This window comes from Paucibacter sp. B51, assembly GCF_027863535.1.
Lineage (GTDB): Bacteria > Pseudomonadota > Gammaproteobacteria > Burkholderiales > Burkholderiaceae_C > Paucibacter_A > Paucibacter_A aquatilis.
Map to the genome: position 1 here is coordinate 2,454,777 of NZ_JAPIVN010000001.1, position 24,705 is coordinate 2,479,481.

24 protein-coding genes are annotated in these 24,705 nt (G+C 66.4%); 20 read left to right on the forward strand and 4 right to left on the reverse strand.

The window, feature by feature from the left end; all coding sequences use genetic code 11:
* Positions 1–7: 7 nt before the first annotated feature.
* Both OOB33_RS10495 and OOB33_RS10500 read left to right on the forward strand, forming a co-directional pair.
* Positions 8–928: an ABC transporter permease gene (locus tag OOB33_RS10495; RefSeq protein ID WP_271008610.1), complete on the forward strand. Its 921-nt coding sequence runs from the start codon at positions 8–10 to the stop codon at positions 926–928.
* A gap of 57 nt (positions 929–985) precedes the next feature.
* Positions 986–2,161 (forward strand): BMP family ABC transporter substrate-binding protein, encoded by a 1,176-nt coding sequence (locus OOB33_RS10500; RefSeq protein ID WP_271008611.1) that lies wholly within the window; start codon positions 986–988, stop codon positions 2,159–2,161.
* A gap of 101 nt (positions 2,162–2,262) precedes the next feature.
* Here OOB33_RS10500 and OOB33_RS10505 read toward each other — a convergent pair whose 3' ends face one another.
* The gene (locus tag OOB33_RS10505; RefSeq protein ID WP_102767606.1) at positions 2,263–3,237 is read right to left on the reverse strand and encodes a helix-turn-helix transcriptional regulator; all 975 of its coding nucleotides are present in this window, start codon (positions 3,235–3,237) and stop codon (positions 2,263–2,265) included.
* A gap of 878 nt (positions 3,238–4,115) precedes the next feature.
* Between OOB33_RS10505 and rsgA the strand changes: the two genes are divergently transcribed.
* The 4 genes from rsgA to OOB33_RS10525 all read left to right on the forward strand — a co-directional run bounded on the left by rsgA (position 4,116) and on the right by OOB33_RS10525 (position 10,576).
* The gene (gene rsgA / locus OOB33_RS10510) at positions 4,116–5,264 is read left to right on the forward strand and encodes a ribosome small subunit-dependent GTPase A (protein WP_271008612.1); all 1,149 of its coding nucleotides are present in this window, start codon (positions 4,116–4,118) and stop codon (positions 5,262–5,264) included.
* Between the two features lie 103 nt (positions 5,265–5,367).
* Positions 5,368–5,739, forward strand: coding sequence for a nuclear transport factor 2 family protein (locus OOB33_RS10515; RefSeq protein ID WP_271008613.1), 372 nt, complete (start codon positions 5,368–5,370; stop codon positions 5,737–5,739).
* A gap of 170 nt (positions 5,740–5,909) precedes the next feature.
* Positions 5,910–8,231 carry a TonB-dependent receptor plug domain-containing protein gene (locus tag OOB33_RS10520; RefSeq protein ID WP_271008614.1) on the forward strand — a complete coding sequence of 774 codons (2,322 nt, stop codon included), beginning with the start codon at positions 5,910–5,912 and terminating at the stop codon, positions 8,229–8,231.
* A gap of 92 nt (positions 8,232–8,323) precedes the next feature.
* Positions 8,324–10,576 carry a diguanylate cyclase gene (locus OOB33_RS10525; RefSeq protein WP_271008615.1) on the forward strand — a complete coding sequence of 751 codons (2,253 nt, stop codon included), beginning with the start codon at positions 8,324–8,326 and terminating at the stop codon, positions 10,574–10,576.
* A 12-nt stretch (positions 10,577–10,588) separates the two neighbouring features.
* On the opposite strand, the gene OOB33_RS10530 is transcribed toward OOB33_RS10525, so the two are convergent.
* Positions 10,589–10,783 (reverse strand): hypothetical protein, encoded by a 195-nt coding sequence (locus OOB33_RS10530; protein WP_102767601.1) that lies wholly within the window; start codon positions 10,781–10,783, stop codon positions 10,589–10,591.
* A gap of 194 nt (positions 10,784–10,977) precedes the next feature.
* Here OOB33_RS10530 and OOB33_RS10535 point away from each other — a divergent pair, with 194 nt between their 5' ends.
* Positions 10,978–11,484: a PH domain-containing protein gene (locus OOB33_RS10535; protein ID WP_271008616.1), complete on the forward strand. Its 507-nt coding sequence runs from the start codon at positions 10,978–10,980 to the stop codon at positions 11,482–11,484.
* Positions 11,477–13,057 carry a PH domain-containing protein gene (locus OOB33_RS10540; RefSeq protein ID WP_271008617.1) on the forward strand — a complete coding sequence of 527 codons (1,581 nt, stop codon included), beginning with the start codon at positions 11,477–11,479 and terminating at the stop codon, positions 13,055–13,057. Before OOB33_RS10535 ends, OOB33_RS10540 begins: the two co-directional genes overlap by 8 nt.
* A 13-nt stretch (positions 13,058–13,070) precedes the next feature.
* Here OOB33_RS10540 and OOB33_RS10545 read toward each other — a convergent pair whose 3' ends face one another.
* Positions 13,071–14,411 (reverse strand): leucine-rich repeat-containing protein kinase family protein, encoded by a 1,341-nt coding sequence (locus tag OOB33_RS10545; protein ID WP_271008618.1) that lies wholly within the window; start codon positions 14,409–14,411, stop codon positions 13,071–13,073.
* A gap of 347 nt (positions 14,412–14,758) precedes the next feature.
* Here OOB33_RS10545 and OOB33_RS10550 point away from each other — a divergent pair, with 347 nt between their 5' ends.
* Positions 14,759–16,270: a hypothetical protein gene (locus tag OOB33_RS10550; protein WP_271008619.1), complete on the forward strand. Its 1,512-nt coding sequence runs from the start codon at positions 14,759–14,761 to the stop codon at positions 16,268–16,270.
* Positions 16,271–16,314: 44 nt separating this feature from the next.
* Here OOB33_RS10550 and OOB33_RS10555 read toward each other — a convergent pair whose 3' ends face one another.
* On the reverse strand, positions 16,315–16,890 hold the full coding sequence (locus OOB33_RS10555) for a hypothetical protein (protein WP_271008620.1): 576 nt from the start codon (positions 16,888–16,890) through the stop codon (positions 16,315–16,317).
* Between the two features lie 42 nt (positions 16,891–16,932).
* Here OOB33_RS10555 and OOB33_RS10560 point away from each other — a divergent pair, with 42 nt between their 5' ends.
* From OOB33_RS10560 to OOB33_RS10610, 11 genes are all read left to right on the forward strand, one after another.
* The gene (locus tag OOB33_RS10560) at positions 16,933–17,397 is read left to right on the forward strand and encodes a hypothetical protein (protein ID WP_271008621.1); all 465 of its coding nucleotides are present in this window, start codon (positions 16,933–16,935) and stop codon (positions 17,395–17,397) included.
* Between the two features lie 7 nt (positions 17,398–17,404).
* Complete coding sequence (locus OOB33_RS10565; RefSeq protein WP_271008622.1) at positions 17,405–17,938, forward strand: lysozyme; 534 nt, start codon at positions 17,405–17,407, stop codon at positions 17,936–17,938.
* Between the two features lie 56 nt (positions 17,939–17,994).
* Positions 17,995–20,628 (forward strand): phage protease, encoded by a 2,634-nt coding sequence (locus tag OOB33_RS10570; RefSeq protein WP_271008623.1) that lies wholly within the window; start codon positions 17,995–17,997, stop codon positions 20,626–20,628.
* Positions 20,629–20,711: 83 nt separating this feature from the next.
* Entirely contained in the window at positions 20,712–21,116 is a 405-nt protein-coding gene (locus OOB33_RS10575) for a hypothetical protein (protein ID WP_271008624.1), read from the forward strand.
* Between the two features lie 36 nt (positions 21,117–21,152).
* Positions 21,153–21,770: a hypothetical protein gene (locus OOB33_RS10580; protein ID WP_271008625.1), complete on the forward strand. Its 618-nt coding sequence runs from the start codon at positions 21,153–21,155 to the stop codon at positions 21,768–21,770.
* Positions 21,767–22,318: a hypothetical protein gene (locus OOB33_RS10585; RefSeq protein WP_271008626.1), complete on the forward strand. Its 552-nt coding sequence runs from the start codon at positions 21,767–21,769 to the stop codon at positions 22,316–22,318. Before OOB33_RS10580 ends, OOB33_RS10585 begins: the two co-directional genes overlap by 4 nt.
* Positions 22,315–22,755, forward strand: coding sequence for a hypothetical protein (locus OOB33_RS10590; protein ID WP_271008627.1), 441 nt, complete (start codon positions 22,315–22,317; stop codon positions 22,753–22,755). Before OOB33_RS10585 ends, OOB33_RS10590 begins: the two co-directional genes overlap by 4 nt.
* Positions 22,748–23,134 carry a hypothetical protein gene (locus OOB33_RS10595; RefSeq protein ID WP_271008628.1) on the forward strand — a complete coding sequence of 129 codons (387 nt, stop codon included), beginning with the start codon at positions 22,748–22,750 and terminating at the stop codon, positions 23,132–23,134. Before OOB33_RS10590 ends, OOB33_RS10595 begins: the two co-directional genes overlap by 8 nt.
* Before the next feature lies 1 nt (position 23,135).
* Positions 23,136–23,318 (forward strand): hypothetical protein, encoded by a 183-nt coding sequence (locus tag OOB33_RS10600; RefSeq protein ID WP_271008629.1) that lies wholly within the window; start codon positions 23,136–23,138, stop codon positions 23,316–23,318.
* 6 nt (positions 23,319–23,324) lie between these two features.
* Positions 23,325–24,254, forward strand: a complete 930-nt coding sequence (locus OOB33_RS10605) for a phage tail tube protein (protein ID WP_271008630.1) — start codon at positions 23,325–23,327, stop codon at positions 24,252–24,254.
* A gap of 10 nt (positions 24,255–24,264) precedes the next feature.
* The gene (locus OOB33_RS10610) at positions 24,265–24,663 is read left to right on the forward strand and encodes a hypothetical protein (RefSeq protein WP_271008631.1); all 399 of its coding nucleotides are present in this window, start codon (positions 24,265–24,267) and stop codon (positions 24,661–24,663) included.
* Positions 24,664–24,705: the final 42 nt, after the last annotated feature.

A 24,705-nucleotide genomic window follows, 5' to 3' on the forward strand; every position in this document is an offset into this window, starting at 1 on the left:
GGCTGCCATGGACGCCATTGCGCTTCTGATCGCCGCCTCGCTGAACGCCGGCACCTTGCTGGCCCTGGCGGCCCTGGGCCTGCTCATCAACGAGCGGGCCGGCATCGTCAACCTTGGGGCCGAAGGCCTGATGCTGGTGGCGGCCATCGCCGGCTATGCCACCGCCGTGCACAGCGGCAGCGATGTGCTGGCCTTTGCCGCCGGCATGGGCGCGGGCGGCCTGCTGGCGGCCTTGTTCGGGCTGCTGGTGATCTGGCTCAACACCAACCAGTACGCGGCCGGCCTGGCGCTGAGCTTATTCGGCAGCGGCTTCTCGGCCTTTGTCGGCTTGCGCTACACGCAGGAAAAGCTGGGCCCGCGGCCGAGTTTCGAGATCCCGGTCCTGGCCGACATCCCCTTCATCGGCCCGGCCTTGTTCAAGCAGCATCCGCTGGTCTATGCGGCCATGGCCTTGACGTTGTTCCTGGCCTGGTTCCTGTATCGCTCGCGCGCCGGCCTGGTGCTGCGCGCGGTGGGCGAGTCGCCCGAGTCCGCGCATGCGCTCGGTTACCCCGTGCGGGGCATCCGCCTGGCGGCGGTCGTGGCCGGTGGGGCACTGTGTGGGCTGGCGGGCGCTTTTCTCTCGGTGGTCTACACACCGCTGTGGGTGGAGGGCATGACGGCCGGCAAGGGCTGGATCGCCCTGGCTCTGACGACTTTTGCCACCTGGCGCCCGGCGCGCGTGCTGGCCGGCGCCTATCTCTTCGGCTTTGTCACCATGCTGCAGTTCCATCTGCAAGGGCAGGGCGTGCAGATCGCCAGCCAGTTCCTGAGCATGCTGCCCTACCTCAGCACGATCGCCGTGCTGGTGCTGATCTCCAGCAAGCCCGGTTTCATTCGTGCCAATATGCCGGCTGCCTTGGGCAAGCCGTTTTTCCCAGGTTCCTGATCCCCCGGTTCCTGACCCCCTCTCTCTTTCGAAGCTTCATCACAAGGAGTGCGCACCATGTCCTCGCCGTCTGATCTCCCCAAACGCCATGCCCTGAAACTGGCGGCCTGCTCGGGCCTGCTGCTCAGCGCCGCCCTGGTCGGTTGCGGCAAGAAGGAGGACGCTGCCGCGCCGTCCGCCGCGTCGGTACCTGCTTCGGCCAGCGCCGCCAAGGCCGAGCCGCTGAAGATCGCGTTTGCCTACGTCGGCCCGGTCGGCGATGGCGGCTGGACCTTTGCCCATGACAACGCCCGCAAGGCGGTGGAGAAAGAGTTTGGCGACCGTGTGCAGACCAGCTTTGTCGAGAAAGTGCCCGAGGCGGCCGATGCCGAGCGCGTCTTCCGCGACATGGTGGGCCAGGGCAATCAGTTGATCTTCGGCACCACCTTTGGCTATGGCGAGCCCATGCTCAAGGTCGCGGCCGATGCCCCGAACGTCAAGTTCGAGCATGCCACCGGCTACAAGCAGGCCGCCAACCAGCGCACCTACGACTCGCGCACCTACGAGGGCGCCTACATGGCCGGTGTGATCGCCGGCAAGATGAGCAAGAGCGGCGTGATCGGCGTGGTGGGCTCCATCCCCATCCCCGAGGTGATCCGCAATATCAACAGCTTCACCCTGGGCGCACAGACCGGCAATCCGAAGATCCAGGTCAAGGTGGTCTGGGTCAACAAGTGGTTCGACCCACCGCAAGAGACCGAAGCCGCGCAGACCCTGATCAACGGCGGCGCCGACGTGCTGATGCAGAACACCGACTCCAGCGCCGTGTTGCAGACGGCCGAGAAGAACGGCAAGCTGGCTTTCGGCTGGGATTCCGACATGACCGCCTACGGCCCCAAGGCCCATCTGGGCTCGGCCATCATCAACTGGGCGCCGTACTACATCGCCGCTGTGCGTGAGGCCTTGGACGGCACGTGGGCCGCCGGCCCGGGCAAGCATGCCTGGTGGGGCGTCAAGGAAGGCGCGATCGACTTGGTCTCCATCTCGGACAAGGTGCCCGCCGAAACCCGCGCCGAGATCGACAAGATCAAGGCCGGCCTCAAGGATGGCAGCTTCACCATCTGGAAGGGCCCCTTGGTTGGCCAGGACGGCAAGGAAGTGCTGAAGGCCGGTGAGGTGGCCGACGACAAATTCCTGTCCGGCATCAATTTCTACCTCAAGGGCGTGGAAGGCAAGGTGCCGAGCGGCAAGTGAGCCTCGCTTGGCAGGCCGGGGCTGCGTGCCGCCGGCCAAACGCAAAAAGGGCGTGAACGAGGTTCACGCCCTTTTTGTTTGCTTTTTTTGCAGTGCGCGGCTCAGTCGTCCTCCCGGACAGCGGCTTCCTCGCTGGGCGAGCGGCCCAGCAGGTTCATGGACATGGCGCGGGCCACGGCCTGGGCGCGGTTGGCGGCATTGAGCTTGCGCAGAATCTTCTGCACATGGTTCTTCACCGTCAGCGCGCTGATGCCCAGCTTGACGCCGATCTGCAGATTGCTCATGCCTTCACGCAGCCAGCCCAGGATTTCGCGCTCGCGGTCGGTGATGCCGCAGGCGCCGGTCTGGCGGGCCTGGGCGGCGGCGGTGCGCGGCGCTTCGTGGATCTCGCGCTCCACGGTTTGCACGCGCTGCCAGGTACCGTGCAGATAGGGCGTCAGCAGCTCAAGCAGCATGGACTGCAGGGGCAAGCCTTCCACCAGGGCGTGGCTGCCAGACGGGGCCAGCACAAAGAAGCTCTCCACCTCGGCCGGACGCTGCGGGCGCGAGATGCCGTGCACCCAGAGGCTGCTGTAGCCGCCGGCCAGCAGGGCCAGGCGCAGCGGCTCCAGCTCGGGCTCCAGCAGCTCGACCACGTCGACATGCAGGGGCTTGCAGCGATGCTCGATCCAGCGCTGCTGCAGATGCAGCAACAGTGGGCCTCGGTTGTCGCTCAGGGCCAGCTGCAGCTCAGGCACGACCGCCACATTGTTGAAAAGCTCAAAGTGCAGCTCGCGGCGCTGGCGCTGGTAGGCGCCGCAGCTGAGCAGCTGGTGCGGCAGCAGGATTTGCAGATTGCTCTGCGTCCAGACGAAGAACTGGTAGCGGCGGCGCACCTCGAGCGCGGTCTCGGCCGCGCGCACGATGGCTTCGACATGCTTACCGTTCAGATAACCGCCATGTTCATCGCTGCGTGCGGGCGCTTCCAGCGCAGCCGGTGCCGCTGCGGGAAAGCCGCCCAGCGCAGGGGCGAGTGCGGCAGCATGTTCGGGGGACAGAGCGGGTGGGCAGTCGGGAAAGGTGTGCATGTCGTCCATGGGTGTGCCGGTAGCGGCTGCCGGCGCAGCTTAAGTGGGCGATGTGACGACTTGTTGACCCGAACGACCGAGCAGAGGGCGGGCGAAACAGGGGGCAGTGGGATGCAGTGATGCCGTGGAGATATGGGGTGCAGAAACTTTGCTTTTCGTCAAATCACTGTCACAGATTGCGTGCACAATGCAGGGCATCCAAGGCGAGAAACCGGCTGCAGATTGGGCAGAGTTCTGGAACCCGTCACCAGCGCGTTGGAAACCGTCGCTCCGCATGGAGTGTCCGGAAGTCAGAAGGGCCACAACCTCAGGGTGCGTGGCCCTTTGCTTTTGGATGGTCGGAATGTGTGGCGCGCATGTCGCAGATCCAACGGCCTCGAATGCCGTCTGGCGATCGGCACTTGACGCTGCGCGCCCGGGGCCGCCACACTGCGCGGCAGCGGTGCTCGCTTGCATTCTTGCTCGCTGCTTCGCTCTTCATCCTCCACCCCTCACTGCAAAGGAGTCCACCATGGCTGCAATTGATCTTGTTGTCGCGCTGCGGTCGTCGGCTGCACTCCTGCGCTGCGCTCAGTCACGCCGCTGAGGTGATGCCGGGTTCAACAGCCCGGCTGCCCTGAGTTGACGTTCTGAGTCCATACGCCCGGCCTTGTTCGGCCGGGCTGCCAGCGTCCCGGTACGCCGCCGACGCCGCGCCTCAACCCCCACCCACACAAGTCACCTGTCGTCCACAGGCCTGTGTCGTCACGCCCATGCTTGGGGCGTGGGCGCGGGCCGCGGCACTGTGCTTGCGTTCGGGCCGGTGTGTCGCTGCGAGCAGGGCTTGCAGGCGAACCGGTCACGGCACGCAGGCGCATGCGCCACTCGCAAGAGAACGCATACCCATCATGGAACTCTCCGAAGACTTCTTCGCTTCCCAATTCTTCAACGCTCAATTTTTTGACTCTCAATTGCCCGCGCTGCAAGCCCTGGGTTTTTCACTGCAACACCACCTGCCGGCCTTGCAAGCCATGGACCTGCCCGGGGGCGAGACCCCGGCCCAGCCCTGGCGCTTGATCGAGCTGCAAAGGGACGGCCATGCGCGGCTGCAATCGCCGGCCGGCCTGCGTGCGGCGCGGGCGCTGCCGGGCTTGATCCAGGCCCTGCATGCCCAGGGCGAGCAGCTGGCCGTTGGCGACTGGTTGCTGGCGCGCGAGAACGCCCAGGGCGAGCTCTGGGCCGAGGCGCGGCTGCCGCCTTTCAACAGCCTGAGCCGGCGCGACCCCGAGGGCTTTCGCCAGGCCCTGGTCAACAACGTGGACCTGGCCTTGCTGGTGATGGGCCTGGATCATGATTTCAAGCTCGCTCGACTGGACCGTTACCTGGTGCTGACGCATGCGGCCGAGCTGCCGGCCCTGCTGGTGCTCAGCAAGGCCGATCTGTGCCCGGATCTGGAGCGCAGGCTGGCCGAGGTGCGCGCGCATCTGGGGCGACAGCTGGGCAGCAGCGTGCTGGAGGTGCTGGCGCTCGATGGCCGGCCCGAATCTTGTCGCGCCGCCTTGCACCCGTGGCTGGGCCGCGGCCAGACCCTGGTGCTGCTGGGCTCCAGCGGCGCGGGCAAGTCGACGCTGAGCAATGCGCTGTGTGCCGAGGACGGGCGGCAGCAGCTCACCGGTGTAGTGCGTCTGGACGACAGCCGCGGCCGCCACACCACCACCACACGCAGTCTGCGCGCCAGTGTGGCGGGGGCCTGCATCATCGACACGCCGGGCCTGCGCAGCTTGCAGCTCGATGCCGATGTGGCGGCGGTTCGCGCGGCTTTTGACGATGTCAGCGAGCTCGCCCAGCACTGCCGCTTTCGCAACTGCAGCCACAGCGGCGAGCCGGGCTGTGCGGTGGTGGACCAGCTCAGCGCGGCACGGGTGAAGAGCTTTCACAAGCTGCAGCGCGAGGCCGAGCGCGATCAGCAAGGCCCGCTGGACCGTCGCCATCAGCTCTCGCAGTGGAAGGCCATGGTGCAGAGCAGCCGCATGGCCACCAAGCTCAAGCGTGGTTGAAGCTCGACCGGGGCCGCGTGGGACACTGCGGCCCCGGTTCCTCGTTCAGTTCATTCATTCATTCATTCATTCATTGACCGATCCTTGCTTGAGAGCGCAACCCATGAGCAGCCCTGAAACCACGCCTGAACGCAGCCCCGCCGATCTGGCCCAAGCCCAGCTGGAGGCCTACAACGCCAAGGATCTGGAGGCCTTCTGCGCCTGTTACAGCGAGGACGTGCAGGTCTGGCGCATGCCGGCCGCAGCGCCGCGCACGGTGGGCCTGACGGCGTTTCGCGAGAGCTATCGCACGGGGCCGTTTGCCCAGCCGCAGGTGCAGGCCGAGGTGCGCGAGCGCTTGCTCATGGGGCAGACCGTGGTCGACCATGAATGGGTGCACGGCCGCGGCCCCGAGCCGCAGCAGGTGATGGTGGTCTACCGCTGCCGGGCGGGGCGCATTGCCGAGGTCTATTTCTTCCCGAATGAGACCTTCTGAAAGGAGAGGCGGGGAGGAAAGGGGGGGAGGGGGCTTGTGCGGCATTCGCCCTGGGGCGGTAAAGAAGTTAAAAGGCCGACCGTCGCGAAGTGTGGCCCGGTCGGGCTGTGCCATGCTTCGCGCCGATTCGAAACTTGCGCGCTGAGCGCACAGCGCCACCCGGTCTCACCATGAAAACTGTTCCCCGTCTGGCTTGCCTTCTTGCGACTCCATCCGCCTTCTCGCTGAGTGTCACGCTGATGGCCATGACCCAGATGGCCCTGGCCCAGAGTGTGGAAGCGCCGGCCAGTGCAGCGAGCGCGCCGGCCAAGCCTCGCGCTCCTGCGGCGCCGGCGGCCAATAGCAAGGAGCAGCTGCAGCGCGTCGAGGTCAACGGTGGGCCCAGCGACGAGGCCGTGCGGCGCGCTTCGACGGCCTCCAAGATCATCATCACCCGCGAGGAGATCGACCGTTTCGGCGACAGCAGCGTGGGCGAAACCCTCAAGCGCCTGCCCGGCGTCACCACCGGCGGCCGCCCCGGCCGCGGTGGCGAGGTGCGCATGCGCGGCATGGGCGGCGGCTACACGCAGATCCTGGTCAATGGCGAGCGCATGCCGCCGGGCTTCTCGCTCGACCAGCTGCCGCCCGAGCAGGTGGAGCGCATCGAGGTGATGCGCGCGCCCACGGCCGAGTTCGGCGCCCGCGCCGTGGCCGGCACCATCAATGTGGTGCTGCGCGAGGCGCTGCAAAAGCGCCTGAACGACTGGCGCGCGGGCCTGAGCCTGGAGCGCGGCCATTTCAGCCCCAGCCTGAGCTGGAGCCGCAACGACAAGCTCGATGATCAGGGCGGCGCCTACAACCTCAGCATCAATGTGCAGCAGAGCGAGAACCGCGACAACAATCTGTCCAGCTCGCTGAGCCGTGATCTCAAGACCGGGCTGCAAAGCCTGCAGCGCACCGAGACCCAGAGCGAGGACCAGCGCCGCCATCTGCACCTGACTTCGCGCCTGCAGTGGCGCCTGGACGGCGGCGACACCCTGGCCATCCAGCCCTTTTTGATGGCCATGCGCAGCAAGAGCCAGAACCAGGCCCAGCTGCAGCGCGAGGGTCAGGTCGATTCGGCGCTCAACACCTTCGATCGCAGCCAAACCAGCGCGCGCAACAACTTCGAGATGCTGCGCTTCAACACCCAGTGGAGCCACCGCATCGACGAGGAAACCCGCCTGGAGCTGCGTGCCGGTGCCGGCGCCGGGCGCGGCGATTCGAGCAGCCTGCGCGAGGAGTTCAAGACCGGCACGCCCGCCGCCAGTCGCATCCAGCAGGACACGACCGACAGCCGCGACCGCAGCTGGAGCTTGAACGGCAAGTTCTCTCGCCAGCTGGAAAACGAACACAGCCTGGTGGCCGGCCTGGAAGGCGAGGGCACCCGCCGCCGGCAGGAGCGCAACTGCCTGCAAGACGGCGAGGCCTGCCCTGGCCTGCTGGACTTTGGCGACGACCTTTCGGCCTCGACCCAGCGCGTGGCCTTGTACGCCCAGGACGAGTGGAGCGTGGGCAAGCAATGGTCTTTCTACGCCGGCCTGCGCGGCGAGACGATTGCCACGCGCAGCTCGGCGGCCAACTATGCGGTCAGCCACCGGGCCAGCGTCTGGACACCGCTGCTGCACGGCGTCTGGAAGTTCAACGAAAAGAGCCGCGACCAGATCCGCGCCAGCCTGACGCGCAGCTACCGCAGCCCCAATCTGCAGGACCTGATCGCCCGGCCCAGCATCAATTCCTTCTACCCCTGCCCGAGCGGCAAGTCCTGCGGCGCCAACGAGGTAGAGCACCCCGACCGTGCCGGCAACCCCCTGCTGCGCCCCGAGCTGGCCACCGGCATCGACATCGCCTACGAGAACTACCTGAGCAAGGGCGGCATCCTCAGCGCCAGCTTCTTCGCCCGCCGCATCACCGACCTGATGCGCAATGTCACCACCTTGGAGACCGTGTCCTGGGCCTCGGTGCCGCGCTGGGTGACCCGGCCGACCAATATCGGCCGGGCCCTCACCATGGGCGTGGAACTGGAAGCCAAGTTCCGGCTCGATGAGTTCATCGAAGACGCCTGGCCGGTCAATCTGCGCAGCAATCTGAGCTTGTTCAGCTCGCGCGTGGACGGCATTCCCGGCCCCAACAACCGCCTGGACCCGCAGCCGCGCGCCACCGCCAATCTGGGCGCCGACTACAAGCTGCGCAGCCTGCCGCTGAGCCTGGGCGCCGGTCTGAACTGGACGCCCGCCAACACCGTGCAGCAGAACCTGCTGACCGAAGCGCGCAGCAGCCGCAAGATGGTGCTGGACGCGTTTGCGCTCTGGAACTTCGACCGCGACACCCAGCTGCGCCTGTCGGCCAGCAATCTGGCACCGCTGGACTACACCACCGGCAGCACCACCACCACCGACACCCGCCAGGTCGTCAGTGAGGGCGGCGGGCGGAGTTACACGGTCTGGCAGCTGCGCCTGGAAATGAAAATCTGATCGGTCAAGACTTCGGGTTGAAGCCCCGCCCGCGTTCTCGGCTAGCATGGTCCCGCTTCTTCAGCGGGAGGGTGCTGTCCTTGAGTGAACGCATGAGCCATCTGGTGGTTTGGGTCGGCCTGGGCGTGGCGCGACTGACGCGGTTGACGCGCTTCCCGGTTTGGGTGCTTGGGGTCTTCTGGGGCCTGGCCGCCGCTGTTTCCAGCGCCCATGCCGCGCCGGTTTCGCCTCAGCCGGCCGCCACGGCGGCCAGTGCCATGATCCAGCTCAGCGAGGAGGAGCGGGTCTGGATCGACCAGCACCGCCATCGCTCCCTGAGCGTGGGCTTCGATCCCTTCGCCGGGATGGACAGCTTCGAGTTCCGCGGCCAGCGCATGGGCCTGCTGCCGGCGCTGCTCAAGGATATGCAGAGCCAGCTGGGCCTGCGCCTGGTGCCGGCCGATGTGAAGGGCTGGGACGATGCCTACAGCCGCTTCTTGCGCGGCGAGATCGATGTGCTCTACGGCGCCAACCCCACGCCCGAGCGCGAGAAGATCATGCGCTTCACCCAGGCGGCGCAGCGCTATCCCTACGTCGTGTTCGCGCGCAAGGAATCGAGCGTGCAGACCCTGGGTGATCTGGACGGCAAGACAGTGGGTTTCCTCTCGGCCGACTTTGTGATCGAGCAACTGCCCAAGGAGTTTCCCAATATCAAGTTCCAGGTTGCCAGCTTTGACGACCAGGCCGCTGGCCTGCGTGCGCTCAGCGAAGGCCGGGTTGATGGCTTCGTCACCTCGGGTGGCGGCGTCGAATACGAGTTTCTGCACCAGTTCCCGGGCCTGACCCTGGTGGCCGAGCTCAAGTCCATCACCTCGGACATGACCTTCGCCGTGGCCAAGGAGCGGGTGCTGCTGAGCCAGATCATCGATCGCTACATCGCCCAGCGCCCGGCGCAGATTCGCGCCCTGGCCCAGGAGGCCGCGCGCAGCTACAACCGCAAGGTGCTGCGCCTGAGTCCGGCCGAGCTGAAATGGCTGGATGAGCACGGCGAGGCCGTGGTCGGCGTGGCCGAGGACTACCTGCCCTTCGACCATTTCGACAAGGGCCAGTACAAAGGCATTGCCGGTGCCACCTTGCAGCGCATCGGCGACATCATCGGCATTCGTTTCAAGGTGGTGGGTGCGCCGTTTGCGCAGCTGATGGATCAGGCGCGCAGTGGCCGCGTCGATGTGCTGAACATGGCCAAGACCGACGACCGCCTGGCCGATTTCATCTTTCCGCGCGCCATCAGCAATGAGCGCGACATCATCGTCGGCCTCAAGAGCAGCCCGCCGGTGCAGGATGTCTATGGCCTGGACGGCCTGCGCGTGGCCGTGATCGAGGGTTTCTGGCACGAGGAATACCTGCGCAAGAACCTCAAGAACCCGCAGATCGTGACCACGGCCAGCATCATCGAATCGCTGCAGCTGGTGCGCGACGGCAAGGTGGCCTATCTGATCGAGAACCCGACCGTGGCCGAGTTCTACATCAACGGCCTGGGCTATGGCGATGTGGTCAAGCGTGGCATCACCTCCAAGGATTCCTTCATCTACTTCGGCGTCAGCCGCCGCCAACCCGAGCTGGCCGGCATCATGGACAAGGTCATCCCCCTGATCCAGTTCGAGGAGATGAAGTACCTGGGCATCCAGTCTGTGCCCTCGCTGCGCAACGAGGCCAACAGCCGCCTGCTGATGCTGCTGGCTCTGCTGGGTGCGGCGCTGCTCTTGATCCTGGTGCTGACCGTGCGCACGGTGCGCAAGCTGATCGAGCAACGCGCCAAGACCCAGTTCCTGCACGAGCGCGAGCACCTGCTCTACACCGACAGCCTGACGGGTTTTCACAACCGCAACTACTTCAGCCACCGGCCCGACCATGGCGAGCCGGCTCAGGCGGCAGACTTCCCGCAGGCCGTGGTGGTGGCGGACATGAACAACCTCAAGCATGTCAACGATGCCCACGGCCATGCGGCCGGCGATGCGCTGATTCAGCTCTTTGCCGAAACCGTGCGCGCCCAGTGGCCCGAGGCCGATGCCTACCGCATCGGCGGCGACGAGTTCTTGTTCCTGCTGCCGCGCCGCCGTGAGTCGGCCCTGCTGGCCGAGCTGGAGGCGCTGAAAACGCGCTGCCAGAACAACCGCCGCGAGCTGGCGCCGGGTTTCTGGGTCAGCCCCAGCGCGGCCCTGGGCCATGCCATGCGCGAGTCGCCCGAGCAGTCGCTCCATGCCTGCATCGCCCAGGCGGATGCGCGCATGTACGAGGTCAAGGCCGGCATGAAGAAACGCCGCAGCGACCATCTGCCGCCGGGCAGCCTGGCTGAGGGTGTGTGATCCCTTGTGTGATCAGGCGTCGCGGTGACCGAGCAGGCGCGCCGGCAGAAAGAGCAGGGCGCGCAACAGGGCAAAGACGGCCTCGACGCTGATGCCGATCAGGCGGAAGGGCAGGCTGATCAGCCAGACCAGGGGCCAGAGCAGCAAGGCCATCAAGGCCAGGGGCCAGCAGATCACGAGCAGGATCAACCAGAGCAGCAGTTTCATGCGGTCGGCCTCAGTGGGGACTGGGGCTGACTGTAGCCAGCACCGGGCCGCTCCGGCTGCAGCCAGGCGATGGGCCGCAGGCCGCGTGGCATCGGCTGCATCCCGGCGCGACCGTCCGCAGGCAGAATGCGCGGCGACGCGAGCCAGCGAGCAGAGGGTGTGCACCCTCTTCGGCACGCGCAGGAGCCTTGTGCATGGATCACGAACTGTCTTCTCCGCCCGTCCTCTTGGACACCTTGCCTGAGCTGGGCCGCTACTGGCGGTTCAAGTACGCGCTCATGCTGGCCATCCCGGGTGGCGCCTTGTTGCTGCTGCATCTGCTGCTGAGCTTGCGCCGCAACGCAGTCGACCGCCCGGTGCTGCTCGGCATCGGGCTTGCCGTGCTGGCGCTGGGTGCCTTGCTGGGCTGGTGGTATGGCGCACGCCGCCACGCCCTGTACCGGGCCGAGTTGCGCGAGCAGGAGGGCGTGGTGCTTTACGACGGGGTCTGGTGGCGCAGCGAGATCTGGGTGCCGATGGCGCGCTTACAACATCTCGATGTCAGCCAGGGGCCGCTGGACCGGCGCTGGGCCATGGCTTCGTTGAGCCTGCACACGGCCGGCACGCATGACCACCACACCCGGATTGACGGCCTGCCCCAGGCCCTGGCCCACCGCCTGCGCGAGCGCCTGCTGCCGCGCCATCGGGGTGAGCATGAGTGAGGCCGGCCACAGCGCGCCGGGCGAGCCTGGGGCGGCCGTGCAGCGCCGCCTGCATCCCCTGTCCTGGCTGTTTGCCGTCGGCGGGGTCGCGCGCCAGCTGTTGCTGCCCATCCTGGCCTATCTGCTGCTGGGGCAGCGCGATTCGGCGTGGTCGGTCTGGCTGATCGGTCCCTTGGGCCTGTATGCCTTGTGGGCGGTCTTGCACACCCGCAGCTTCAGCTACCAGGTCTTGGGCAGCGAGCTGCTGGTGCGCGAAGGCTTGCTGGATCGGACCCAGCGCCACATCCCGTTTGCGCGCATCCACAACATCAGCCAGCAGAGCCAGTTTTTTCACCGATTGCTGGGCGTGACCGTGCTGCGCCTGGATTCAGCCGCGGGCGGCAAGCCCGAGGCGGTGATGGCCGTGCTGAGCCTGGCCGAGGCGGCCCGCCTGGAGGCCGTTCTGCGTGGCCAGCGTGCCGAGGTCAGTGACGAAGCCGCGCCAGCGATGCCGATCCAGGCCAGCCAGTCCGCATCGGTCGACGCGGACTCGCCCCGCGTCTTGCTGACCCTGCCTTTGCGCGAGATCGTGTTGCTGGGCCTGAGTTCCAACGGCGGCATGTTGCTGGTGGGCGCCTTTTTTGGCGCGGTCATGCCCAATGATCAGGCGCGCCGTCTGCTCGGCCAGTGGCTGGGGGCGCCTGCGCGCGCGTTGGGGCGGCTGTTCATCGACGATATGAAAGACCACCGCTGGCTGCATCTCCTGATGCTGGGCCTCAGCGCCGTGCTGATGGTGCTGCTGATGACGCGCCTGCTCTCGGTGGTCTTGGCGGTGCTGAGGTATCACGGCTTCCGCCTCGAGCTGCAGGGCGAGCGCCTGCTGGCCTCGCATGGCCTCAGCACCCGGGTGCGCGCGGGAGCGCGTCTGCCTCGGTTGCAGCGCTGGGAGCTCAGTGCCAGCTGGCTGCAGCGCCGGCTGGGCCGATGCCGTTTGGCGGTGTCGGTGGCGGGCGATACCGCCCATCAAGAGAGTGAAGGGCTGGGGCCAGTCGGCCAGTTCAGCGAGATGGCGCCTCTGGCGACACCGGCGCAAGCCCAGGCGCTCTTGCATCTGTGCCTGCCAGGCCTGAGCTGGTCTGCGCTGTCGTGGCAGCGCCTGGGGCGGCCCAGCTTGCGCCGTCTGCTCTACGGGCAATGGCGACTGGGTCTGCCGCTTGGCCTGGTGCTGCTGCTGGCCGCCGGCCTGTGGCGGGACTGGGCGCTGCCCTGGTGGGGGATTGCCGCGATCGCCGCCATGCTCCTGACGGCCGGGTGGCTGTACGCACGCGCCTGGGTTGCGTTTTCGGCCTATGCGCTGACCGACGATGTTCTGGTCTTTCGCAGTGGTGTGTTCACGCAGCGCTGGGTGATCGTGGCCGCTTCGCGTGTGCAGACCTTGCGCTTTTCCAGCAATGCGCTGGATCGCCGCCTGGGGCTGGTGCACTTGCAGCTCGACACCCAGGGCGGCTCCAAACTGCAGCGGGCGCTGGACATCCCCTGCCTGGAGCGTGCCCAGGCAGATGCTCTGCATCAGCGGCTCTGGCGCCGTGTCTGAGCGCTGCAGACCCTCAGAATGCCTGTGACTCCAGGCTGCGGATGATGGAGGGCCACGAGGGGCGTCGTGCGGCGTCCTCGGCCAGGCAGGCATCACGCAAGGTCAGCAGGGCCCGCAGAGATTGAGGGCTCGCGTCCTCGCAGCGCGCCAGCAATTCCTCCAGCAGGCAGCCGAAGGCGCGCACCTCGATGCGTGCCACTGCCTCCCGCTGCGCCGCGCTGGCCTCTGCCGGCAAAAAGGAGGCCGCCCCAAAGTCCCCGAGATAGGCCTGGCCCTGGCCGTTGTGCAGGATGTTGTGGGCGTAGAAGTCGCCATGGCTGAGGCCGCGTGCCTGCAGCTGGGCCAGGGCCGAGGCCATACCGCGGGCGATGCGCAGCAGGGCGCTCAGGCTGAAGCGTGTGTCCTCGGCGTAGACATCGCGGCTGCAGCTGGCCAGGCTGGGCGGGCCGGCCAGGCTCTGAAAGGCCGGGCTGATCAGATCGAGCACCAGGCCTTGGGCATCGTTCGGGTGCGCGCTGAGCTTGGCGCGCAGCGGGATCAGATGCGGGTGGGCACCGGCCTGCAGGGCCGCGGCCATCTCGCTGGCGGGCAGGCCATCGCTGGTGACTTCGCCCTTGAACACCTTGACGGCGACCAGCTCGCCCGCATCGATCTGCAGCGCGCGGTGGATCACGCCGGACGCACCTTCGCCGAGCTGCGCCTCCAGCCGCAGCCGCGGCCAGGGCAGGGTGGGCAGGGGCGTGTGCTCCAACGCCGCTTGCTCCAACTCGCGGTTGAACGGATTGCCGCCGAAGGCCAGCCAGCTCAGGCGTGGCAGCTGCAAAAGCAATTCGGGCAAGGCCTGCAATTCATTGGCCGAGACGCGGATCAGCTCCAGCGACCGGCAGTGCTGCAGCTCGGTCGGTAGCTCACGCAGCCGGTTGCCCGCCAGGGCCAGCTTCTGCAGCCGCGCGCAGCGACCAATCTCGGCCGGCAGCGTCTCGATGCGGTTGTCGGTCAGGATCAACCAGCGCAGACGCGCGGGCAGGGCGGCGCCGCTGACACGTTCGATGCAGTTGCTCTTGAAGCCCACCATTTCCAGCTGCGGGCAGCGGCCCAGCACCTCGGGCAGCTCGGTGAAGCGGTTGCCGGAGGCAAACACGATGCGCAGCCGAGGCAGCTCGGCGAGCCAGTCGGGCAGCTGGCTCAGTGCGTTGCTGGAAACATCGAGCACCTCCAGGCTGGCGGCCAAACGCTGAATCTCAGCGGGTAGCTCCTGCAGTCCGCAGCCACGCAGGTCGAGGTGGCTGCAGCCTTGCAGACCGCCCTGGCGGAGGGCGTCCAGTGTTTGCGGCGATGCGGGTTTCGAGCTCATGTGGGGTGGATCCGAGGGCGGAGATCGTGGCGTGGCCGGTTGGCAGGGCAAGAAAAAACCCCCAGCATCTTGCGATGGTGGGGGTTTTGAATTTGGCTCCCCGTCTCACGCTTGCTGCGAACCGCCACTTTGGCGATATCGCGGGTGGATTTTGGCGTGGTGGCTGGCCGGGGCCAGCTCCGCGCGGCCTAGGATTCTCGCGGGTTTCTGGGGCGTTCCGGGCTTGCTGCGAACATTTTTGACGGGGTAGGGCCGCCCGGCAGTGGCTGCAAATGTCCGGATGGCGGATCTCCAATCTCCTGCAGTTTGGCACCAGGGCTGGGCCTGGTCCTTTGCAGGAGAGCGAGATGGGCAAGGTTTGGGTGGAGAACAAGGCTTCGGGGCCTCGGGTGATTGGCGGCGTGCTGTTGCAGCCGGGCGAGGGTGCGTTTGTCGAAGATGGTGGGGCTCAGGAGGTGTCAACGCCCTCGGTTCCGCTCTTGGTGAATCCAGTCACTGGCAAGTTCTCGGACTCTCGCTTGCAGTCCTTGGTGTCAGGGGCTGGGCAAGTCCGTACATTAAAAAAGGTGCGGGCCCTCGAACAATCGATCCTCACGCAGCTTGATAGTGGGGAGTTTGTCCTAGTGGCACGGTTGCCGGAACAGGTAGGCATGTATGGGGCGCAAGTTGCGCTGGCAACAGGACCTCTATCCGCTCTCCTGCCCACGGGCCAGGTTGCCACGTTGACTTCGAGTCTCAAGACTTCGACCGGCGCCACTATCACGAATGGCCTCATCACAGGCGCATGGGCGCTGCCGGACGGAAACCTACTGTTCAGCGTCACCAGCAATGCTGGCGCTACCAGCGGCAAGGGCTACCTCTACTACGCGAAGCGGGCAGCGGGTTCCATCACTGCCAACACCCTCACTGTAGGTAACAACGCGGCGGCATTTGACAACGGCAATGCTGTCTTGGACATCGGCTCCAAGGGTGGCACCCATCCCACCAACATCCGCATCTTGCACAGCCGAAGCGTCTGCATCGCAAAGATCGGAGGCAACTGGGTCCTCTTTATCAATGAGTACAACGTTGCGTACGGTCGGGTTCCCGGCTCAACAAACGACCAGGTCCGCGTGCTTAGATCCAATGACCTGGGCTTGACCTGGTCCGTATTCTTGGAGTTCAACACCAACGGGGTTTCTTCCCAGGTGCGCCACGGCCATGGGGTAGTCCAAGATCCGGCCACCGGGTATGTCTATTTCCTCTTCGGCGACGATCCGACTAGCGGGATCATTCGGTGGGATGGGGCAGCCGCTACGCCACCGGCTAACACTCCGCTGCCCGATTTCAACAAGTATGCGGGTTGGCATGCGCTCGCTCGACTCGACGGCTTCACGGACTACTACCGAACTGGAGACATCGTGTTCGGCGGTGACGTTGGGGCGTATCTGACAGATCGGGCTAATTCTGAGACGTTTTGGAATGCCACAGCAGTGAGCCGTTATGGCGCGATGGCATCGACTCGCGGCGCAAAAGCAGACTTGTCGGCGGTGCGCGATCCTCTGATTGGACTGGCGATCCCCGGAGGCGGCGCGATCTGGCTGTCGATGTGGGACACATCACTGAACGGCGCGACTCGCGGATTTGATGTCTGGTCTTCGCCCGACTTGCGCAGCTGGACCAAGATCGGCTACATCCCCGATGTCGGCCCTGGTGGCACTGTCGGCGTGCTGTTCAATGTCTTCTGGGCCGACAACGAAATTGTTGTTTCGTTGGTATCCGGCTCGGCCGCGCTTATTGAAAGCTCGAATGATGTGGGCGGCAGTCTCGTTTTCACCGCAGACGAGTATTTCGACGGCACGCCCAAAGCGTTGGCCTGACCTCAGTAGAACAATCAGCGTGGACGAGAACGCCGACTTGTTACCTATCCTTGGCCGCGATGCACGAACACCATAAACCTGTCGCCAGTTGTTTCAATAACCGGGAGGTCGGGCACCGTGTGAATCAACTCCTGCCTGAGTGCCTCGCAAATTTCGCAGCACGTCGGAAGGGCTGGAAGCTTGTCTGCGTCTTCATAGTTGTATCGCCATTTGACAAATGCTTTGGAACCCAGGGTGAGGTTCTTGTCGAAATCGAAGTCCAGGGTCACTCCGGCGGGCATCCGCATCATCAACGCGATGATCTTCGTCGTCACCTCGGGTCTCATCATTTCGGCGTTGTAGCGCGCCCGAACCTGAGCTTTTGTGCTGTCGGGCAGTCGCTTGAAAAGTTTGTCGTGCTCATGCATACCGCCGTGGGCCTTCTTGTGAGCTGCAAGCAAAGCTTTCAGGTAGAGCTCGATCGCAAGCGCTACGAGAGTAATTCGTTGGCCGAACTGTTCAGCGTCGCCTGCCATCTTTTCAGAGGCAGCTCGGTTTCGCTCAGCCGTTCGAAATATCTCCCTAACGGTCTCTTCCGTGGCCTTTTCCATGTTCACTCTCGGTGGTTTGCGTTGCAGCATGCCATATCTTCCTAGCCCCATCTCCTGCCGGAGAGTCTCGCAATGCTGACCAGCCTTCTCGCCTTCTTCGGTGGCTCGGTGTTCCGGATGTTGTGGGGTGAGCTCGCAGCGATCTGGACGCGGCGGCAGGAGCATCGCTACGAGATCGAGCGGATCGAGCTGCAGGAGCGGCTGGAGGCGGCGCAGCATGCGCGCCAGCTGGAGGCGCACGCGCAGCAGGCCTCGCTGAAGGTGAAGGTGATCCAGGTGGCGGCCGAGGCTCAGGTGAGCGGCCTGGAGGCCTCGGCCTGGCAGGAGGCGGTGAAGCTGACGGGATTCAAGTCGGGGCTTTCCTGGGTCGATGCCTGGAATGCGCTGATCCGCCCGGCGCTGGCCACCTGGGCCGTGGTGATGATCACCGGCCATTACTGCACCTGGTGGGCCCTGGATGCCCGCGGCTGGGAGCTGTGCGGCGCCGTGCTGGGCATCTACGTGGCCGATCGCGCGCTGTTCAAGCGCGGGAAGTGAGCCGCCGGTGAGCCGATTCGACAGCGGCCTGGTCGCGCGAGCGCTGGCGGCCTTGGCCAGGCCTGCAGCCAAACCTGAGCCCGTCGAGCTGCCGGATCCGGTGGCGCTGGCCGCGGCCCTTTGCCGGCGCTTTGAGGGCCTGCGCCTGGCGCCCTACCTCTGCCCGGCCGGCGTGCCCACTATCGGCTACGGGTCGACCCGCTACGAGAACGGCCAGGCCGTGCGCCTGAGCGACCCGCCGATCACGCGAGAGCGTGCCGAGGCGCTTCTGCAGTGGCAGCTGCGGGCGGTGGTGCTGCCGGCGGTGCTGCGTTTGTGCCCAGGGGTGCAGGGCGCGGGCCGCCTGGCTGCGCTGATGGACTTTGTGTTCAACCTGGGCGCGGGCCGGCTGGCGGCGTCGACGCTGCGGCGCCGGGTCAACGCCGGCGAGTGGGACCTGGTGCCCGCCGAGCTGCGCAAGTGGGTCTACAGCCAGGGCCGAAAACTCGGCGGCCTGGTGGCGCGCCGTGAGGCTGCGATCGCGTTGATGGAAGGCGTGTAGCGGCCCCTGCGGCAGCCCTGCAAATGTCAGCCATGGCGCCAGAAGATGGCGCCACCATGAAGCACATCCTCACACCCTTCGCCGGGCCTTCGACGCGCAGTCTCCCTCGGGCGGCTGCGCGTCATTTTTTTCTGTCTGAGGGCAGCGGCGCACCTGGACTGGTGCGTTATCTGTCTGGAAGGATCGAGCTGGCCGAGGGGGCGAAGAGCAGCTGGGTGACGGTGACCCGAGCGGGCACCTTCACCGATCCGCGCTATGGCACCTTCACCATCACGCCGGCCATGCTGGCCCAGATGGTGCGGAACTTCGACGCGCGGGTGCTGGGTCAGGATGTGTTCTTCGATGTGGACCACAAGCCGACCAACGGAGCTGCAGCCAAGGTGCTGAAGCTCGCGGTGGAAAACGGCAAGCTGCGTGCGCTGGTGGAGTGGACCCCCTTCGGGATGGAGGCGGTCAAAGAGCGTGGATTCGCTTATCTCTCGGCCGAGTACCACGAAGCCTGGACTGACAACGAACAAGGGGCGGCGCATGGATGTGTGCTGCTCGGCGCGGGCTTGACCACCCGCCCCGTCATCAAGCGCCTGGATCCGATCCAGCTGAGCCTCTCTGGCTCTGACGATGAATCGGACGCCGGGATCAAGCTGGCCATCTCTCAAAACCTCATCAACTCCCTGGAGTTCGACGCCATGAACCCGATCGAAAAGCTGAATCAAAAGCTCCTGTCTCAAGGCCTGACCCCTGAGCAGATCGCCCCCCTCCTGGCTGCTGCGCGGAAGCAGCTGGCTGAAGCCGGCCAAGACGAGACCAAGTGCCTCGCCGTGGTCTCCACCTTTGAATCGGCCGGCGAAGCGCTGGCCAACCAGATCCGCACGCTGAGCGCCTCGGGCCACCAGCCGGGCCCGATCTCGCTGACCATCGCCCCCCCGGTGGATGTGGCCGGCGAGGTGCATCGCCTCCTGGCCCAGCAGGCCGCCACGGCCGCCGCCGATGCCGCCACGCTGGCCGGCAAGGTCAAGCTGCTGAGCGACACCATCCAGGCTGACGCCTCGCTGGACGAAGCCACCCGCAGCGAGCTGATCCAGCAGGCGCAACCCCTGGTGACCAAGGAACTGAGCGACGCCCAGGTGACCACCATGGCCACGGTGCTGCTGTCGCAAGCCCAGAAGACCAGCGCCGCGGTGCAGCTGGCCACCCTGGGCTATCGCCCGCCGTCTGGCAGCGTCCACATCACCGTGGACAGCAGCAACCAGATCAAGAGCCTGCAGGACCAGATCGACACCCGCCTGGGCATCAAGCGCCTGAGCGATGCCAAGCGCTACGAGCGCACCGGCGGCAAGCTGCTCGCCGAGAACAAGGACTTTGCCGAGAAAGCGCTGGCTCAGTTCGACAACGAGTGGGGCCACCGTCTGGCGAACGAGCACAAGCTGCTGTCCGGTGGCGTGGGCTCGATCTCTGACACCTCGGTGCCGGCGGTGATCGAGCGCACGGTGCTGCGTGAGCAGCTCTACTCTCTGGTGGGCCTGAACTATGTGGATGTGGGCACGGCGGCCTTTGCGGGCTCGGTGCTGATCCCCTTCTCCTACCGCGACCCAACGGCTGCGGGCGTGGCAGGCCTGAGGACCTATGAAGGGCAGGGCATCAAGCGCGCTGGCTTGATCCAGACCTCGGAAGAGGCCCGGCCGCTGCCGCAGAAGCTGGCCTTCCAGGCCACCAATGAAATGCGCTACCTGCTGCAGGCTGCGCCCATCGATTTCGAGCCGATCGCGGAGAACATCCAGAACATTACCCGCATCACGGCCGAGGACACCGACCGGGTGATCCAGAACGAGATCGTCATGAGCGCCGACGAGGCCCTGGTGGCGCCGCTCAACGATGTGCTGACCGCGCAGGTGAATGGCGTCAACAAGATCTTCGTCACCACGCAGTTCCCGGTGGTGCGCCCCCGCAAGTACTTCGATCTGAAGGGCGTGCAGCAAGGCGCGACGCTCAACCCCCTGACGGTGACGCTGAACGCGGTCCAGCGGCAGGAGTACACCGGCGGCACGCTGGCGGCCGGCCTCTACTACGTCATGGACTACAACCTGGGCGAGCTCCGCTTCGTGAACGAGCTGGGTGTGCTGCAGACCCCGACCAATGGCTGGGTGCTGAGCGTGGTGGGCAGCTACTCGCTGAACGCGGCCAAGTTCAACATCGATGTGGGCGCCGCACCGGACACCGTGGGCGCTGCCTATGACCGGGGCCTGAACCTGATCGGCGGCCGCAAGGTGGCGATCGAGACCGACCGTTACTACACCGCCAGCATGCTGCTGCTGAGCGGCGCGGTGGACAACGCGCTGAGCAACGCCACCACCTTCCAGGCCAACAGCTCGCGCCCGGGCTATGGCCTGAACCCGGACGGCAGCGTGGGCATCATCAAGGGCATCCCGGCTTTCAACACGAAGGCGCCGGGCTTGTTCATCGGTGACACCCGGATCATCGTGGGCGAGAGCCGAAACACCCGCTTCCGCATGCTGCGTGCCTTCTCGATGCAGCCGCTGGAGCAGGCCCGCGATGCCAGCGGTAACTTCATCGGTGCCACCGAGGGCTATGGCGAGCAGTACATCGCCTGCCACACGCCTTCGATGCGGAAGAACGCGAACACCTCGCTGGTGCTGTACAGCGCCGCTGGCCGGATCGCTCGCGCCGCCTAAGCCACACCCCCCCTGGAGCCTGAGAGCCCCCGCCCGAACGCTGGTTCGGGCGGGTCTGGGGTCAGCAGGGACTGGAGAACTTCATGCCGAAACGCTACGTCCAGAACGACACGCCCGAGTTCAAGATCATCTGCGGCGTTCTGATCCCGCCCTTTGACGGCCGCGAGGTCGAGGTGTCCGATCAGGACGATCCCGAGCCGGCCGCAGCGCTGGGCACGGACAGCCCTGGCGATAGCCTGGTTGAAGGCCAGGAGGGCCAGGGCGAGGGTGAAGACCCCGCCGCTGCCCGCGCCCTGGCCAACCTGCGCGAGCTGCTGGCCGCCTCGGTCAAGGTGATCTCGGCCGGCCTGGCCGAGCACAGCGATGAGACCCTGGCCGGGCTGCTGCAGCTCGAGCAAGCCAGCGAGACCCCGCGCAAGAGCCTGCTGGCGGCCATCACCGAGCTGCAGCTGCAGCGCGCCCAGGCCAAGACCGGCGCGCCCGAGTAAGCCGGCGCGCGGCAAAGAAAGAGGAGCAAGCGCACCATGTCCGGATCGATGAGCGAAGCCGATCTGCTGGCGGACCTGCAGCGTTCGCTGCATGACGCAGCCAGCGTGTTTTCGGCGCCGCTCGATGCCGACTGGAAGCGCTTCCTGGCCGCCGCCTTGGCTGCCATGAGCAGCAAGCGCCCCCGCACCCAGCTGGGCGCGGTGACGCTGGTGGCGGACCAGGACCTCTACCCCCTGCCGGCCCCGGTGCTGGCGGACTTTCTCAGCTACAAGACCCACCTCTGGGGCGGCCGGCCGGGCAAGCCCTGGATGCCGGGCTACGCCGGCGCGCTGCCGCGTGTCAGCGTGCATGACAACAGCCTGGTGTTCGACCCGGCCCCCAGCGCCGCGCACCTGTTGGCGCATGGCTCGGCCTTCCGCTTCTGGTACTTCTGTCAGCACCGGGTCGGCGCCACGGCCGAGGAGTGCACGATCAACCCGGTGGACCGCAGCCTGCTGATCCTGCGCGCCCAGGTGGAGGCCATGCGCGAGCTGGCCATGCGCAGTGCGAACAAGCCGGTGACGGTGCGCGATGGCTTCAGCGGCACGCCGCGCAATGCCACGCCGGCGGCGCTGAGCGCGCAGCTGCTGGACGAGTGGAAGGCGGCGCCATGAGGCACAACGCCCGAGAGCAAGCGGCCCGCCTGCGGCGCGCCGGCCGTAGCGTGCAGCAGGCCCTGGCCCGTGCGCTGCCCGACCTGGCCAACCAGGTCGCGTCGACGCTGCGCATCAAGGCGCCCAAGGACCTGACCGTGATGGCCAACAGCGTGCTGGTGGCCCGCCGCAGCGCGTTTGAGTACTTCGTGCACCCGAACACCGACTACGCCAAGTGGGTGGACAAGGGCCGCAAGCCGGGCAAGGGTCTGCCGCGCTTTGCTGAAGGCCTGCCGGCCGTGGAGTGGCTGCGCCGCCGCCTGGTCAATCTGGCCCAGGCGGCCAATCCGAAGTTCCGCAAGCCTCGCAAGGGCAGCAAGCGGGCTGCTGAGTTCGATGAGCAGCTGCAGGCTCGCTATCTGGCCTGGTCGCGGCATGTGAAGTTCAAGGGCATCAAGGCGCACCCATTCGTCAAGCCGACCGCTGACGCTCACCGGGCGGCCGTGCAGAGCGGCCTGGTGCTGGCGGTGCGTGAAGGCCTGGCCCGAGCTCGCGGAGGCCAGGCATGAGCGCCGGGCCGAACCGGCGCGGCCTGGCCCTGGCGGCCGCCCAGGCCAGCTTTGCGGCCATGTACCCGGCGCGCCGGGTGGAGCGCGGCATGCAGGAGCCAGCCGAGGTGGGTGATGCGGTGCTGCGGCAGGGCCTGTTCACCTTCATCGCCACCGGCCGCAATGCCTTCAGCGGCGAGGTGGGCGCAGAGCACCGCGACAGCACGCTGAGCTTTGCCCTGGTGGCCTATGGCCAGGTGGCAGATCTGAGCGCCGCCGGCCTGAGCCTGCGCGTCGAGCAGCTCGAGGAGCAGCTGGAGCAAGAGGTGATCGAGTGGTGCCAGGCGGCCAAGCCGGCGCCGCTCGATGCCGTGTACATCAAAAACGCCACCTACAGCCAGGGCCTGGACGCGCCCGTGGCGTGGGTGGTCCTGGAGCTGGAGGCGCTCTATGTCTGACCCTCAAACCACCCCCAGCCGGGGCTGGACCACGCTGCAGAACGCGGTGGACGAAACCAGCCTCTGGCTGGTGTTTGCACTCATGGGCGGCGCGGGGGCCTCGATGCTGGCCCTGGGCCTGCTGCTGCGCAGCAACCAGGCGCTGACCTGGCGCGTGGTGCTGGGCTCGGTGCTGCACAGCCTGGCGTGGGGCTTCGCGGTGTTCCTGACCTGCTACACGAAGCTGGCCGGCGATCTGCCTCTGCTGCTGGGCCTGAGCATCTTCAGCGGCCTGGGCACCGCCAGCTTCATCGACCTGGTGCTGCTGCTGGTGAAGCAGCGGCTGGGCATCAGCGTGACGATCAATCCACCCGCACCCCCTCAACCGAAGGAGCCTTGACATGGCTGCACCCAAGAAAAACAGCCCCGCCCCAGCTGCTGCTGAAGCACCCGCCGAAGCCCCGGCCCCCGCGGCTGCGCCCCAGCCCCTGCCGCCCCATGGCGGCTGCTGGATCCGTCAACCCGATGGCAGCCTGGTGCTCGACGAAGAGCCCGCCGGCGACGCCCCGCAATCCGAGGAGTGATCCCCCATGAAAGCCAAGCTGCAGATGCTGCTGGCCAAGCCCGAAGCGACCTATGGCGAGGACTCCACGCCCACGGCCGCGGCGAACTGGCTGGCGGTGATGAACATCGACGTGAACCCCGTCGAAATGGAGACCGTTGACCAGGCCACGGTGAGCAACACCTTCGGCCAGGACGAGAAGATCGTGGGGGCTGTCTGGAGCACGATCAGCTTCGAGTTCCCGCTGCGCGGTGGCGGCACGCCCCTGGGCCAGGCCGGCTCGGTACCGAACTTCGACCCCATCCTGCGCTGCTGCGGCATGGCGCGGGTGCTGACCCCGGGAACCAGCATCGTCTATTCCCACATCGACACGCTGGACGAGAGCGCCACCTTCTACTATTACCTGGACCAGGTGATGCAGAAGATCGTGGGCGTGCGCGGTAGCTGGGAGCTGAAGTTTGACGCCAAGAAGCAGGTGGTGTTCGCCTTCAAGGGCATCGGCCTCCGCACACCCATGATCGACGCCGGCCTGCCGGTCCCCACCCAGCCCCCGATGCCGCGGCCGATGGCCTGCAACAAGGCCAACACCACGGTGACTTTCGGTGCTCTGACCGCGCTGCTCAGCAGCTTCTCGGTGAACCAGAACAACGATGTGCAGTACCGCAACCTCACCGGCCGTGAGGATGTGAGCATCATCGACCGCAACACCAGCGGCAGCGTCACCATTGAGCTGCCGACCGTGGCCCAGAAGAACTTTCTGGGCACCGGCGGTGTGATGAGTGATGCGCTGACCGACTCGCTCACCATCACCCACGGCAACGTGGCCGGCAACATCTGCACCATCGCCATTCCCAAGGCTCAGATGTTCAAGCCCAAGCTGGGCAATGACCAGGGCCAGGCCATGCTGAGCGGTGAGCTGCATGTGGTGCGCAACGCGCTGACCTTGACCTTCACCTGAGCGTCGAACCATGAGCCAACAAGCAGACAAGAACAGCCCCAGCCCTGAGCTGGAGTTCATCCTGGGCGCCGCGCCGGTGCGCTTCAACTGGACCGTGCGGGTGCCGGTGCCCAAGGATGACGACTACGTGGTGGTGAAGCTGCCGCTGCAGTTCGAAGCGGTGGACCAGACGGAGCTGAACCGCTTCCGAGGCATCGGCCTGGCCGATGGCGAGCAGGTGCCCAGCGATGTGGAGATTGCCCGCCAGGTGGTCAAGGGCTGGCCGGTGCTGCGCAATGCCGAGGGCTCGCTGGTGCCCTTCAGCGAGGCGAAGCTGGAGCAGCTGCTGCGGCATCCGGTGATGGCCACGGCGATCGCCGCCACCTACCTGGCCGCCATGAATGGGGTGGCCGCCCGAAAAAACGCTTAGCGGCCGCGCGCCGCTGGGCCCTGGCTCAGCGGCCCGGCCGGC